This window comes from Rhizobium leguminosarum bv. viciae USDA 2370 (assembly GCF_002008365.1).
GTDB lineage: Bacteria > Pseudomonadota > Alphaproteobacteria > Rhizobiales > Rhizobiaceae > Rhizobium > Rhizobium leguminosarum.
This window is the reverse complement of sequence record NZ_MRDL01000039.1, coordinates 143,120-155,779: the sequence shown is the minus strand read 5'-3', so window position 1 is coordinate 155,779 and position 12,660 is coordinate 143,120. Positions and strand designations below refer to the sequence as shown.

Annotated in this window: 12 protein-coding genes; 8 read left to right on the top strand and 4 right to left on the bottom strand. The window is 60.5% G+C overall.

Annotation, left to right across the window (positions count from 1 at the left end; translation table 11 throughout):
• The first annotated feature begins 173 nt into the window (after positions 1 to 173).
• Positions 174 to 533: a low affinity iron permease family protein gene (locus BS629_RS21330; protein WP_018241772.1), complete on the top strand. Its 360-nt coding sequence runs from the start codon at positions 174 to 176 to the stop codon at positions 531 to 533.
• Here BS629_RS21330 and BS629_RS21325 read toward each other — a convergent pair.
• Entirely contained in the window at positions 530 to 937 is a 408-nt protein-coding gene (locus tag BS629_RS21325; protein WP_018241771.1) for a low affinity iron permease family protein, read from the bottom strand. The two genes, BS629_RS21330 and BS629_RS21325, sit on opposite strands and share 4 nt — an antisense overlap.
• Before the next feature lie 288 nt (positions 938 to 1,225).
• On the opposite strand from BS629_RS21325, the gene BS629_RS21320 reads away from it, so the two are divergent.
• Positions 1,226 to 2,317 (top strand): extracellular catalytic domain type 1 short-chain-length polyhydroxyalkanoate depolymerase, encoded by a 1,092-nt coding sequence (locus tag BS629_RS21320; protein ID WP_018241770.1) that lies wholly within the window; start codon positions 1,226 to 1,228, stop codon positions 2,315 to 2,317.
• Between the two features lie 36 nt (positions 2,318 to 2,353).
• Here the strand turns inward: BS629_RS21320 and BS629_RS21315 are convergent, their stop codons facing one another.
• Positions 2,354 to 2,653, bottom strand: a complete 300-nt coding sequence (locus BS629_RS21315) for a DUF6074 family protein (RefSeq protein WP_018241769.1) — start codon at positions 2,651 to 2,653, stop codon at positions 2,354 to 2,356.
• 109 nt (positions 2,654 to 2,762) lie between these two features.
• Positions 2,763 to 4,640 carry an adenine deaminase gene (locus BS629_RS21310; RefSeq protein ID WP_245268225.1) on the bottom strand — a complete coding sequence of 626 codons (1,878 nt, stop codon included), beginning with the start codon at positions 4,638 to 4,640 and terminating at the stop codon, positions 2,763 to 2,765.
• A 271-nt stretch (positions 4,641 to 4,911) separates the two neighbouring features.
• Here BS629_RS21310 and BS629_RS21305 point away from each other — a divergent pair, with 271 nt between their 5' ends.
• The 6 genes from BS629_RS21305 to BS629_RS21280 all read left to right on the top strand — a co-directional run bounded on the left by BS629_RS21305 (position 4,912) and on the right by BS629_RS21280 (position 11,605).
• Positions 4,912 to 5,952 (top strand): ABC transporter substrate-binding protein, encoded by a 1,041-nt coding sequence (locus tag BS629_RS21305; RefSeq protein ID WP_018241767.1) that lies wholly within the window; start codon positions 4,912 to 4,914, stop codon positions 5,950 to 5,952.
• Between the two features lie 133 nt (positions 5,953 to 6,085).
• Entirely contained in the window at positions 6,086 to 6,910 is an 825-nt protein-coding gene (locus BS629_RS21300; protein WP_018241766.1) for an ABC transporter permease, read from the top strand.
• Complete coding sequence (locus BS629_RS21295; RefSeq protein WP_018241765.1) at positions 6,907 to 7,698, top strand: ABC transporter permease; 792 nt, start codon at positions 6,907 to 6,909, stop codon at positions 7,696 to 7,698. Before BS629_RS21300 ends, BS629_RS21295 begins: the two co-directional genes overlap by 4 nt.
• 7 nt (positions 7,699 to 7,705) lie before the next feature.
• Complete coding sequence (locus BS629_RS21290; protein WP_018241764.1) at positions 7,706 to 8,764, top strand: ABC transporter ATP-binding protein; 1,059 nt, start codon at positions 7,706 to 7,708, stop codon at positions 8,762 to 8,764.
• A 17-nt stretch (positions 8,765 to 8,781) separates the two neighbouring features.
• On the top strand, positions 8,782 to 10,179 hold the full coding sequence (locus tag BS629_RS21285; protein ID WP_018241763.1) for a dipeptidase: 1,398 nt from the start codon (positions 8,782 to 8,784) through the stop codon (positions 10,177 to 10,179).
• Positions 10,180 to 10,339: 160 nt separating this feature from the next.
• On the top strand, positions 10,340 to 11,605 hold the full coding sequence (locus tag BS629_RS21280) for a glycerate kinase type-2 family protein (RefSeq protein ID WP_018241762.1): 1,266 nt from the start codon (positions 10,340 to 10,342) through the stop codon (positions 11,603 to 11,605).
• A 20-nt stretch (positions 11,606 to 11,625) separates the two neighbouring features.
• On the opposite strand, the gene BS629_RS21275 is transcribed toward BS629_RS21280, so the two are convergent.
• Complete coding sequence (locus BS629_RS21275; RefSeq protein WP_018241761.1) at positions 11,626 to 12,582, bottom strand: NAD-dependent epimerase/dehydratase family protein; 957 nt, start codon at positions 12,580 to 12,582, stop codon at positions 11,626 to 11,628.
• Between the last annotated feature and the right edge of the window lie 78 nt (positions 12,583 to 12,660).

Genomic DNA, 12,660 nt, shown 5'->3' with positions numbered 1-12,660 from the left:
GCTGAGCCCTGTGCAATACAGAACTCAGCCCTTAAATCTAACCAGCCTTTAAACCGTCCAACTTATTGGGGTCAGTTCAGAAACGCGGGTTTTATGTCGTTTGCGGCGCCCTATCTATTCTGGCGAGGTGATGGAAGCCTCTCCGTCTTCCGTTTTACGCTGTGGAGAGCCGTATGCGCTGGCGCTTTCGACAGATCTCTGACTGGGCCGTCTCATGGGCAGGGCATCCTGTGGTCCCTGTCACGCTGGTCGCATTCGCAGTCATATGGACGGCAGTCGGTCTCAGCTTCTCCTTTCCACGCGGGTGGTTTCTGCTGACCAACATGATCGGTACCCTCATTATATTTTTCATTTTGCTGCTGGTGCAGAACTCCCAAAATCGGGACATAATGGCACTGCATGCCAAGCTCGACGAACTGATCCGATCAAGCAAGGCAGGAAACCACTGGATTGCGGTCGAGAAGAAAAACGCCGAGGCAATCGAGGGAATGCGCCGGCAACACCACGACCAAATTTCAAAGACGGCGAATTAGGCGGACGCTGCCTCTGCGGCAGATTTCTCATCCGCCTTTTCCTCGACGCATTCGGCTTTCTCGGCAAGGGTCTTGCTCATTTCCCTGAGTTCGCCCTCCTCCAGCTTTTCGATGCCGACAAACTTGTTGGCCGCCTGACTCGTCAGGATGAGTTCGTCAAGTTTGGCCTGCAGAGCCTTGCCGTCACGGTTCTGGCTGTTCTGCAACACGAACACCATCAAGAAGGTAATGATCGTGGTGGTGGTGTTGATCACAAGTTGCCAGGTTTCGGAATAGCCGAAAAAAGGGCCGGAAACCGCCCAGACAAGCACGAGCGCCAAAGCCGCTACGAAGGTGAACGGCTTTCCCGAGAGATCGGCGACGGCGGTAGCAAAGGAAGAGAAGAAGTTGGATTTGTTCGACATCTGAAAAGCCTCGTTGGGTCGCAGCGTCAATGCTGTCAATCGACAACATCAACTCCACATCCGGGCCGAAGTTCCTGGCGCCGCCGATGTCAATCCAGAGGTCGGACGCCCATCTGCTTGCACCATGGAGAAGACTGCCGCTAAGCTGGATGTCTGATGAGAAAAGTGTCCATGCATTGAGAAGCCCGGTGGCTTGAAAAATATTGTGCACCGCAGCAACCATTTCGTAGACTGACGCGTTTAGTTCAGCATCACCGCCATCCCGGCTGCTGATTGGCGGAGACTTTCATGAGATCTATGTCAGACACCCTCGCACGCCTTGCTGCGCTGCGAGGAACCCTTCGCGCCCAACCCACGCAGGGCAGCCCCGATCTCGTCGCCTTGGACGCATTTGGCTCAAACCCAGGCGCCTTGGGGGGCTACACCTATTTGCCGTCGAAGCGCGGGAAAGATATGGCTCTGGTCGTTGTCCTGCACGGCTGTACCCAGACTGCCGCCGGGTATGATATCGGATCCGGCTGGTCTGGATTGGCCGAGGACTATGGCTTCGCGCTGCTGTTTCCCGAGCAGCGAAGGGCAAACAATGCAAATCTCTGCTTCAATTGGTTCAACCCGGAGGACATTCGCCGGGATCACGGCGAGGTCTTTTCCATTCGCCAGATGATCGCAAAGGTCGTTACGGAACACGGTATCGACAGCAGGCGCGTGTTCGTGACCGGGCTTTCGGCCGGCGGCGCCATGACCGCCGCCATGCTTGCCACCTATCCCGAGGTTTTTGCGGGTGGCGCGATCATTGCCGGCCTGCCATATGCAAGTGCTGCAACCATTCCCGAGGCGTTCGACCGAATGCGCGGCCATGGCGGCCCGACTGCCAAAGAGCTGGAACGGCGGTTGAGAAACGCTTCAGGACACAAGGGCCGATGGCCGACATTAGCAATATGGCAGGGAACAGCAGACAGCACCGTCGTGCCATCCAATGCGAATGCGATCGTGGAGCAATGGAAAAATATCCACGGCGTCGACGCATCGCCGGGGCGCGTCGAAGATATCGGACGACATCAGCGAAAGGTCTGGACTGATGCTCATGGTGTCGAAGTGATCGAGCTCTATACGATTGCCGGAATGGGTCACGGCACGCCTCTCGATGTCGGCACCGGCTACGGGGCAAGCGGCCCCTTCATGCTTGACGTCGGAATTTCCTCGACCGTCGAAATTGCCAGGTCCTGGGGTCTGGTGCCCTCATTTGAAAAACGGCGCAACACGAAAGCCCCTGCTACGCAACCGGAAAACGCTGCAGATCCATTTGGCACGGGCAGCGATCGTGGCGGCATTCAAAAAATCATTGAAGACGCCCTCCGGTCCGCCGGGCTAATGCGGTAGTCGCAAGGCACACGACGGCCATCGGCGAGATTGCCGCTATCGGTTTTGAGACTTGGGCAGTGGTCCGTTTTGATGGCTGAAGACCAGTTCGCTCTGGACATCTTGCTGAAACTGCAGCACCCGCTGACCGACATCGCTCTCCGGTATCCCGGCCGCCAGAAGCTGATCGGCAAGCCTGCGGCATTCGGCCTTCCAGAATTCTATCGCATCTGCGCCATGCCGGCGGCCGAGTTCGCGAGCGCAACGCTCAATATTCGCAGTTCCGGTTCCAGCAGGAAAGGCAATAATTCTGCCTTCATTGGCGCCGGCAGGCCGGCGGGTCATTTCAGTAGCCATCGAACACAGGTTCCTTTGATCCTGTTCGTTGTCTACGAGACTATGGTTAACGCTTTCTATTTGCTGCAGTAAGAAGATCAATCAGGTGGAATTTTGGCGGGCCACTACGTCACCAGACGATCGGATGGGTTTTGCCGGTGAGCACGTTCACGAACCCCTCCCGCGCCAGCTCCGACGGCGCGACCAGGACCCAGCGCCAGGGCGAGCAGGTCAGCGTCGCAAATGACAGGCGTTCGGGAAATCCCGGCCACCATCGAGGTGAGAAGGTCGGCTCGTACATCCAGTCGATCCCGGCGCCGGCCGCATAAAGCGCCTGCATCTCCGCATCCAGCGCTTCAGCCGAACGCGCCGTCATCAGACCACCGACCTCGTAGCGGACACGAGCGAGAATCTTGCCGCCGGATACCAGCGCCCAGCCGCCCTGCTGTTCGTTCAGGGCATTCACGGCCATCGCCATCGCCTCGTCCGATGAGCCGACCGTCCAGATATTATGCTTGTCGTGCCCGAGTGTGGAGGCGAGCGCCGTCTCCGGCGTGCGCGGTCCGGTGCCCAGCCAGAACATCCTGGAGACCTTGGCCTCCCCTGAAAACCGGTCGACAATAGAGAATTTGGTGACATTGCGCGCGGGATCCCGCTGTACGGCGCCGTCCTCCACCGGCAATTCCATGGTGATGAAATCGTCGTGCCAGTGAAACGGCCGCAAAAGTGCTGCGTTGACCGTGGTCCGGTTCGGCGGCGCCTCGATACGGAAATCGTCAGCCGTGACCGTCCTGTCTATTTTCACGGTGCGCGTCGCCCATTGCGGCCAATCGATTTCAGGACGCACGCCAAGGAATGTCGCACCCTCGGACACAGGACGCCCGTCCGCCCATACTTTTTCGATCGACAGGCTGGCGACGTCGCTGAGAAGAACGAAATCGGCGAAACGGCCCGGCGCGATCGATCCGACCCACGGCGTCAGCCGCATATGGCGTGCTGGATTAAGGGTGACGCACTGGATGGCGATCTCCGGCGCAAGGCCGTTTTCAATGGCGAGCCGGACATTGTGATCGGTCGCGCCGATTTTCAGTGTGTCGGAGGCGCTGCGGTCGTCGGTCACCAGAGCGATCTGCGACCAGTCCGTCAGCCCCTTGTCGATCAGGCCGCGGATCACCTCCGGCAGGGAATGCGGCCTGAGCTCGATGAAAAGACCGTGGAGAAGTTTCTGCCAGATCTCATCGAGAAACCAGCCTTCGTGATCCGAAGCGAGACCCGCTGCGGCGAAGGCATTGATCGAGGCCATGTCGCGCAGCCCGGCGCCGTGGCCTTCGACCACGCCGCGCTGCTCAAAGGTCGCGCCGATCATGCCCCATAGCCGATCGTAGGAAGGATTGCCGGGATCGGATATGGACGGCCAGTCCATGACCTCGTCGAGCCCGGCGACCATCAGGCTTTCGGAAAGGAAGGCCTTCTGCTCATCGTAACCGAACCAGCCGCCACCCCATTCATAGGCGGTCGGAGGCACGGCGGAGCCAGGCAGGGGAAAGATCTTCATCGGCGATCCGCGCCGGCGCGCTTCCAGCCAGAATTCCAGATTGCGGGCACCGTTGACGTTGGAAAACTCGTGGCTCGCCTCGCAGGTCCAGGTCACGCCATGCGGCATCACCAGAGCCGCCTCCCATTCGGGCGTCAGGTGGGAGCTTTCGATATGTTTATGCGCCTCGCCGAAGCCCGGCACGGCCGCAAGATCCGGCTCGGATAAGCGCTCGCTCACCTCGCCTGCGTAACTGCCGGCGGGGCCGACATAGGCGATGCGGCGGCCCTTGATGACGATCTCCTGATCGTCGAGCCATGTCCTGGTGTGGACATCGAGCAACCTGCCCACGCGCAACAGCCTGTCGGCGGGCCGGCGTCCGAGCGCCGTCAGCACCAGATCCTGGCGCGTCAGCACCTCGTCGGACGCGTTGATTAGCAGATCATCTGGAAGAGCAGTGCGCGAAGTGGCCATGAATGAAATGCCCGTGAGAAGCTGGAACCGCCGGACCGTAAAGACCACACCCGGATGTGTAAAGCGCTGACGAACCACACGTTTTGTGAGCGGCGACAAGGCGTCGGCAACCGGGAGTTACTGACGGGATCGGTCTGGGAAAATTCCCCGCATAAGAGCGTATTTGCTCAATTATTGAGCTTGCGACCTGACCGATCAAAAAATAGTATCCCTCAAATCCAGGGGGTTGATCCCGATTATCAAATCCGTTTTTCACAGAAGGACATTGCTCATGAAGGCCAGACGTTTTGCCCGAATCCTGTCTCTAGCGCTGCTTGCCGCCGTCGGCAGCACCGTTGCGGCACATGCGCAATCGAAGACTCTGACCATCTCCTGGTGGGGCTATAATGGCGAGAAGATGAATGCGAACATCATCACGCCCTTCAAGAAGATCTGCGGCTGCGAGATCGTGTTCGAGACAGGTAACAATGCCGACCGGCTCAACAAGCTGAAACTGCGCGACGGCAAGGGCGTCGATGTCATCTATCTCACAGACAGCTTCTCGCAGCTCGGCATCGAACAGGGATTGTTCCAGGAAATCGATGCGTCGAAGATCCCCAACCTCGCTGATATCTACGAGCTGGGCAAGGCGCCTCAGGGCAAATACGGGCCTGCCTACACGATCGGACGCGTCGGCATTGTCTATGACTCCGCCAAGGTCAACCCACCGATCACCGCCTGGGGCGACCTGTGGCGCGAAGATCTGAAAAGCTCCGTCTCCTTGCCCGGAATCACCACTACGGCCGGCCCGCTGGTCGTGCTGGAAGCCGGCAAGCATGGCGGTGCGGATGCCTATGAAGACGCCGACAAGGCCTTTGCGGAAATCGAGGCACTCAAGCCCAATGTCGTCAAGAACTACAACACCGGCTCGGAGCTGGTGAACCTGATATCAACAGGCGAAGTTCGCGTTGCGCTGGCCCAGGACTTTACCCTGGCATCGATGCAGGCGGCCGTTCCGACGATGACATGGGCCAAGCTCAAGGACGGCGACATCGCGACGCTGAACACCGTGAACATCCCGAAGGGTTCCGAAAATGTCGAACTCGCCCATCAGTTCATCAACTTCATCCTGTCCAAAGAAGTCCAGCAGGCTGAAGCCGAACAAGGCGTCGACGCGCCGATCTCGACAAAGGTCAGCCTGACGCCGGACCAGGCGAAGATCTGGACCTATGGCCCGGATATGGTGGCAGGCCTTACCCGCATCGACTATGCCAAGATGAATGCTGCCAAGGCCGACTGGATCGACCGGTGGAACGAAGTCTTCGGTCAGTAAGCTGCGCGATATTCTCGGCCTGAGGCCGGTTTATTGCCTGACCTGGGCCAGACCTAGGCCAGACATGGAAGCGCCGCACGTCCGAATCCGAAATGCGGCGCTCGTGATATCAGGACATGCCACGAGTTTTAAGATGAAGCATTTTGCCAGGTGGGGATTGACGATGCCGGCGACGATTGCCGTCGTTGTGCTTCTCATCGTTCCCGTCGCCATCACCATCGCGGCAACGTTCGCGGAGCCGAAGGGCGTGTTTGCGCCCTATGTGACATTCTTCAGCAGCGGTTTTCGCCGGGCGGTTCTTTATCGGACGCTGGAGGTCGCCCTGGTCACGACGGCGATTTCGCTCACTGTGGGCTTCATCACCGCCTATGTGATCGCGCAAATGCCCGGTCGCGCAAAGAGCATCATGATCATCGCAGCGGTTTTTCCGCTGCTGACGGGTGTCGTCGTCCGATCCTTCGCATGGCTGATCATTCTCGGGAAGAATGGCATCCTGAATGCCATGCTGATCTCGACCGGCATTATCGGGGAGCCGCTTTCGATGCTCTATACCGAAGGCTCGGTCATCGTCGCCATGGTCTATCTCTTCGTTCCCCTGATGATCCTGACGCTGGTCGGGGTGCTTGAAGGCATCCCGCGCGATCTGATCGACGCCTCCGCCTCGCTCGGCGCGAGACCACTGATGACATTCTTTCAGGTGATCCTGCCGCTCGCGACACCCGGCCTCATCGTCGGCGCGGTCCTGGTCTTCACCGGCAGCTTCACCTCCTATGCGACACCGCAACTGCTCGGCGGAGAAAAGCAGATGATGATGGGGACCTTCCTCTACCAGCGCGCCATGGTGACCTTCGATTGGGTGGGCGCATCGACGATCGCCGCCATCATGGTGGTGCTGACGCTCGGCGTCGTCCTCATCATGAGCCGCATCGCACGCCGGCTCAATCCGATGGCGGTATGATGGACAGGCGCGTTCACCCGATCCTCGCCGCCTTTGCGGCCTGCGTTTTCTTCTTCCTGCTCGCACCGCTGGTCATCATCGTGGGTGCGGCCTTCAGCGACACGACCTATCTGACCTTCCCGCCGCAGGGCCTGACATTGCGCTGGTTCGTCAATATCTTCGAGATCGAGGCCTTCCGCACGACCGCGCTGACCAGCCTGCAGGTCGCCTTTTTCGGTACGGCGCTGTCCCTGCTGATCGGTGTCCCGGCGGCCTATGCGATCAACCGCTACCGGGTGGAATTGCCGCGCTGGCTTTCCACCATTTTCGTCCTGCCGATCCTGGTGCCGGAGATCGTCTTCGGATTTTCGCTGATGAAATCGGTCACAATTGGCCTCGGGCTTCCGATCTTCATCAGCCTGCTGGTCGGCCATGCGTTGCTGATCCTGCCCTATTCGGTGCGCGTCGTCGGCGCCAGCCTGGCGGCCTTCGATTTTTCCGTCGAGGAGGCGGCGATCAGCCTGGGTTGCCCGCCGCTGAAAACCTTCCTGACCGTGGTCCTGCCGAATATTCGGGCCGGGGTCATTGCCGCCTTCATCCTCGCCTTCATCACCTCGATCAACGACGTGTCGGTTTCGGTCTTCCTGACCGGGCCGGGCATCTCGACGCTGCCGATCCAGATCCTTGCGCATATGGAACAGTTCTTCGACCCGACGATCGCATCGGTATCGGTGTTGCTGATGTTCGTGACAGTCGGCGTCATGGCCGTCGTCGAGGCCACGCTCGGCCTTACCTTCCTGACAAAGTAGAACGCTCTTGACCGTATCCCTCACCATCGATTCCATCTCCGCCCATTACGGCAGTACCCAGGTGCTTAAGGACCTGTCGATCTCAGTCATGGCCGGGGAGCTGGTGTCCCTGCTCGGCTCCAGCGGCTGCGGAAAGACGACGACATTGCGCCTCGTCGCCGGTTTTCTGCAGCCGAGCAGCGGCAGCATCAAGCTCGGCGAGCGCGACCTCACCGGCCTACCCGCATATGCGCGCGACATCGGCCTGGTCTTTCAGAACTACGCGCTTTTTCCTCATCTGAGCGTCCAGGACAATGTTGCCTTCGGCCTGAGGCAGCGTCGTATTCCCCAGCCGGAACGGGCGAAAAGAACGATGGCCATGCTGGACCGCGTCGGCCTTTCGGCCTTCGCCGACCGGCTGCCGTCGGCCCTGTCAGGCGGCCAGAAACAGCGCGTGGCTCTCGCCCGGGCACTGGTCATCGAGCCGCCGCTTCTGATGTTCGACGAGCCGCTTTCCAATCTGGATGCAAAGCTCAGGATCGACATGCGCGTCGAGATCAGGCAGCTCCAGCGCGCCAACGGCACGACATCGCTTTACGTCACCCACGACCAGGAGGAGGCATTCTCGATCTCCGACAGGGTGGCGATCATGAATGCCGGGCGCATCATGCAGCTCGACGCGCCGGAGGTGCTGTATCGCCAGCCGGCCAACGCTTTCGTCGCCCGCTTCGTCGGATTCGAGAACCTGATCCGCATGAAGGTGACCGCGCGCAACGGCGCGCTTGTGATGGCCGAGACGACCGGCGGAGCGCGGCTGCAGCTGTCACAGGAAACGTTCGGACCGATCAAGGACGACTTCGTGCTGGCCTGCCGCGCAGACGGTCTTGCCGTCAGCCGTGACGGTGGTGGCATCGCGGCCGTGCTCGGCACGCGCACCTATCTTGGCCGGGCCTATCAGTACAAATGCACGACATCAGCGGGAGAGATCACCGCCAATGGGGCTTTGTCCGACCCGCTGGAAACGGGGTCGTCCGCCGTGCTGATACCGCTCGCCGAGCAATGCTGCATTCTCGATCCGGAAGATTGAAACGCTGAGGAGAGACGATGACTAGTGCCATGGATCAAGATATCGATGCCGTTCTTGCCCATGTGGACCAAAGCCTCGATGGTAGCCTGGCGCGGCTTTTCGAGCTGATCCGCATTCCGAGCGTCTCGACCGACCCGGCCTATCGCGATCACTGCCGCACTGCTGCCGAATGGCTGAGCCGGGATCTGGCTGCGATCGGCTTCGAAGCATCGGTGCGTAAAACGACCGGGCATCCGATGGTCGTCGCCCATGAAAAGGCGGCGTCCGGACCGCATCTGCTATTTTACGGCCATTACGATGTCCAGCCGGTCGATCCGCTGGCGCTGTGGACGAGCGATCCGTTCGAGCCCCGCATGGAAGCCTTGCCGAACGGCGATACCGCGATCGTGGCGCGCGGCGCATCCGACGACAAGGGACAGCTGATGACCTTCGTCGAAGCCTGCCGTGCATGGAAGAGCGTCACCGGAAAACTGCCCGTGCAGGTGAGCATGCTGTTCGAAGGCGAGGAAGAGGCCGGCAGCCCGAGCCTCGCACCCTTTCTGGATGCCACGGCAGACGAGTTGAAGGCCGATGCGGTTTTCGTCTGCGACACGGATATGTGGGATCGCGAAACGCCTGCCGTCACGACGATGCTGCGCGGTATCTACACCACGGAAATCGAGGTCACCTGCGCCGATCTAGACCTGCATTCCGGCATGTTCGGCAATGCCGCGCGCAATCCGCTTCAGGTGCTGTCAGACGTGGTTTCGAGCCTACGGCGAGCCGATGGCGGCGTCGCGGTCGAGGGTTTTTATGATGGCGTGAAAGAGCTCCCCGACGCCATCAAGGCGCTGTGGAAAAGACTGCCCTTCGACGAGGAGGCCTTTCTCGGCGATATCGGCCTGAGAGATCCGGCCGGCGAGGCAGGCCGTTCCGTCCTCGAACAGATCTGGGCGCGGCCGAGTTGCGAAATCAACGGCATGAGTGGCGGCTATACAGGCGAAGGCTTCAAGACCGTCATTCCGGCGAAGGCAAGCGCCAAGATTTCGTTTCGCCTGGTTGAAGGTCAAGATCCTCAGACGATCCGTGATGCCTTCCAGCGGCACGTGCGCGCACGTATCCCTAGGGATTGTTCGGTCAGCTTCAGGGATTACGGGTTTTCGCCGGCAACCGTCATGCCGATCGACAGTCCGTTTCTCACCAGGACGCTTCAGGCGCTTTCGACGGAATGGCAATGCGAAGCTGCCCTTGCCGGCACCGGAGGCTCGATCCCCATCGTCGGCGACTTCAAACGCCGGCTCGGATGCGATGCCCTCCTGGTCGGCTTCGCCCGCTTCGACAACCGCGTCCACAGCCCGAACGAAAAATACGATCTCTCCAGTTTTCATAAAGGCATACGATCCTGGGTCCGGATCCTGGCGGCCCTCGCCGACTGACGCTGTAGCACTTTGAATTGCTGCATAATTTTATCCTTCGATCGATTCCGATTTGAGGAATTATGCCGTAGGCTATGGTGCGGCCAGCGCACCCTGCTGATCCTGCAGGCCGAGAATAACGGACAATCCCACATCGACACCGAGGCAGCAGAGACCACCGATGACGATATCAGCTCCCCGCGATTTTCTGAAAAGCCTGTTCGACGCGGCGGTTCGCGCCGCCGATCCGCTGACTGGCATCAAGGCGAACCTGCCTGATAGGCCGAAGGGAAGGACCGTGGTGATCGGCGCCGGCAAGGGCGCGGCGCAGATGGCGCGGGCGCTCGAAAGCGTCTGGGACGGAGCGCTCGAGGGTCTGGTGGTCACCCGCTACGGCTATGGCTGCGAGACACGCGGCATCGAGATCTTCGAGGCCGCCCATCCGGTGCCGGATGCGGCTGGCCTTACCGCCGCAAAGCGGCTGATGGAGACGGTGAACGGGCTGACGGAAGACGATCTGGTGATCGCGCTGATCTGCGGCGGTGGCTCGGCGCTGCTGCCCGCCCCGCCGGACGGGCTGACCCTTGAAGATGAGATTGCGCTCAACGAAATGCTGCTTGCCTCGGGCGCACCGATTTCGGCAATGAATGTCGTGCGCAAGCATCTCTCCACCATCAAGGGCGGAAGACTTGCAGCAGCGACCAAAGCGAGGGTCGTCAGTCTGATCGTCTCCGATATTCCCGGCGACAACCCGGCCCATGTCGCCTCCGGGCCGACGGTCCCTGATGGTTCGACACGGCACGATGCGCTCGAGATCATCAGGCAATACGGATTGCAGCTGCCGCAGGCCGCATTCGACCATCTGAACTCTCCGAAGGCCGATGCACCGCGGCCCGACGATCCGGTCTTCCTACGGCACGCGCATCACATCATCGCCTCCGCCGGCGTTTCGCTGGATGCGGCAGCCGCACTGGCGAAGTCGCAGGGGATCGAGCCGGCGATCCTTTCGGATGCGATCGAGGGGGAATCGCGCGACGTGGCGCTGGTGCATGCGGCGATTGCCCGCGAGGTATCGGGCCGCAACAGGCCGTTTTCCAAGCCGGTCGTCATCCTTTCCGGCGGCGAGACGACGGTGACGCTGAGAGCCAAGGGCGGCAAGGGCGGACGCAATGGCGAATTCGCGCTCGCCATAGCGCTTGCGATCGACGGGCAGGAGGGCATTCATATCCTCGCCGCCGACACGGACGGGATCGACGGCTCGGAGGACAATGCCGGCGCTTTTGCCGATGGCGGCACGGCAAGGCGCCTTCGCGCCGCCGGGCTCGATCCGCGCCGGCTGCTCGACGGCAATGACAGCTATTCGGGCTTTGCGACCACCAGTGATCTCTTCGAAACCGGCCCGACCGGAACCAACGTCAATGATTTCAGGGCTATTCTGATCCGTTAGGATCCGGCGGCGATGGCGGATCAGGTCTTGATCCGCCCCTGCCCGACCAGCCAGCTGACCGATTCCTGCACCGCCTGCAGGGATGTGTATCTTGGGATGTAACCCAGCAGGCGCCTCGCTTTGGCGATCGAGCAATTCGGGCTGCGGGCAATATGCTCCCAGGTCGCCTGCGCATCCTCAGCCGTTTGACCTTCGGCCCAGGCGTCGAATGGCGCGAAGCTGAGCTTCGGCTCGTGCCCGAACCAGTGAGACATTGATTCGGCATAGCCGCGAAGGGTCAATGCCTGCTCCGAAACCGCGTGGAAACTTTCGCCCGTCGACGCATTCCAGTTGGCGATCGCATCCATGAACATCGCCGCCACGTCATCGGCATGGACGTGATGAACGGTCTCAAGGCCGAAATTGGGCAGCGCCAGGACCTCTCCGCGGGCAAGGGTCGAAAAGACCTGCAGGTTGAAATTGCCGGCCGGATTGAGCGGCGCCCAGCCGGGACCAACAATATGGCCGGGATGGATGATGGTTGCCGGAAATCCGCGCAGCCTTGCCTGCTGCAGCAGATAGGTTTCGATCGCCGCCTTCTGCGTGCCGTACTCGCCGAAGGGAAATTTCGGCGCCTCTTCCAGTGTCGGCACGGCTGTCGGCTGGCCGTGCGTCCAGATCGTGCCGGTATGCAGGAAATGACCGACATGCCCCGACAGCGCCGTCACCAGGTGCTCGGCACTTTCCAGCGAGAAGCAGATCATGTCGATGACGATATCGGCTTTCACACCACGCACGGCCGGGCCGAAATCACCCGTCCGCTCCATGGCTGTCCGATCCATCTGACGCTGATCGACGGCAGCCCAGGCGTGGTTTGCCGTATAAGGCTTTGCCGTGCCGCGGCTGATCGTAACGACGTCGTGGCAGGCTTCCACCAGACGGGGAACGAGATAGGTTCCGACATGGCCCGTTGCCCCGATTACCAAAACCCGCATCATCGCTCCTCCCTTTGCATTCCCGTGTCGAATACGCTGCGCTTAGCTGATCCTGCAAGCAGACTTTTCGTGATCAATTCG

Coding starts and splice junctions, on each gene's coding strand:
- BS629_RS21330 (WP_018241772.1), top strand. CDS start 174: ATGCGCTGGCGCTTTCGACAGATCTCTGACTGGGCCGTCTCATGGGCA.
- BS629_RS21325 (WP_018241771.1), bottom strand. CDS start 937: ATGTCGAACAAATCCAACTTCTTCTCTTCCTTTGCTACCGCCGTCGCC.
- BS629_RS21320 (WP_018241770.1), top strand. CDS start 1,226: ATGAGATCTATGTCAGACACCCTCGCACGCCTTGCTGCGCTGCGAGGA.
- BS629_RS21315 (WP_018241769.1), bottom strand. CDS start 2,653: ATGGCTACTGAAATGACCCGCCGGCCTGCCGGCGCCAATGAAGGCAGA.
- BS629_RS21310 (WP_245268225.1), bottom strand. CDS start 4,640: ATGGCCACTTCGCGCACTGCTCTTCCAGATGATCTGCTAATCAACGCG.
- BS629_RS21305 (WP_018241767.1), top strand. CDS start 4,912: ATGAAGGCCAGACGTTTTGCCCGAATCCTGTCTCTAGCGCTGCTTGCC.
- BS629_RS21300 (WP_018241766.1), top strand. CDS start 6,086: ATGAAGCATTTTGCCAGGTGGGGATTGACGATGCCGGCGACGATTGCC.
- BS629_RS21295 (WP_018241765.1), top strand. CDS start 6,907: ATGATGGACAGGCGCGTTCACCCGATCCTCGCCGCCTTTGCGGCCTGC.
- BS629_RS21285 (WP_018241763.1), top strand. CDS start 8,782: ATGACTAGTGCCATGGATCAAGATATCGATGCCGTTCTTGCCCATGTG.
- BS629_RS21280 (WP_018241762.1), top strand. CDS start 10,340: ATGACGATATCAGCTCCCCGCGATTTTCTGAAAAGCCTGTTCGACGCG.
- BS629_RS21275 (WP_018241761.1), bottom strand. CDS start 12,582: ATGATGCGGGTTTTGGTAATCGGGGCAACGGGCCATGTCGGAACCTAT.